1 protein-coding gene is annotated in these 645 nt (G+C 67.1%); it reads right to left on the bottom strand.

All coding sequences use genetic code 11. From position 1 onward, the window contains the following. The coding region (locus GVL52_RS31585; protein ID WP_200847939.1) for a (Fe-S)-binding protein at positions 1-645 on the bottom strand (645 nt) is incomplete at both ends.

Raw genomic sequence — 645 nt, 5'->3', positions numbered from 1 at the left:
GTCTGGCGCCGGCCCACGGCGCGCGCCAGATCGACCACCGCGCGCTGCGCCTTGAAGCCCACGTCCACCATCGCCGAACGCATCAGCTTGATGGTGTCGGGATTGGTGGCGTTCAGCATCGCCATGGCCAGCTTGTTGCCGGGCCGGAAGCTCTTCTTGCCCATCTTGCGCAGCAGGTTGCGCATGTTCATCGTCACGTCGCCGAAGTCGATCTTCACCGGACACGGCGTGTAGCACTTGTGGCAGACGGTGCAGTGGTCGGCCACGTCCTCGAACTCCTGCCAGTGCTTGATCGACACGCCGCGGCGCGTCTGCTCCTCGTACAGGAAGGCCTCGACCAGCAGCGAGGTCGCCAGGATCTTGTTGCGCGGGCTGTAGAGCAGGCTGGCGCGCGGCACGTGGGTGGCGCACACCGGTTTGCACTTGCCGCAGCGCAGGCAGTCCTTGACCGAATCGGCGATGGCGCCGATGTCGCTCTGCTGCATGATGAGCGATTCGTGCCCCATCAGGCCGAAGCTCGGCGTGTACGCATTGGTCAGGTCCGCGAACATCAGCGAGCGGCGCGCATGCACGGCCGCGTCGGCGCGCGCGTCCTGCCCCGGCGGCACCGGCGGCTCCTGGTGGCGCAGCAGCTTGCCCTTGTTG

It is taken from the genome of Rhizobium sp. 18055 (assembly GCF_902706285.1).
Lineage (GTDB): Bacteria > Pseudomonadota > Alphaproteobacteria > Rhizobiales > Rhizobiaceae > Rhizobium.
The sequence above is the reverse complement of the archived record's forward strand: the minus strand, read 5'-3'. Positions and strand labels throughout refer to the sequence as shown.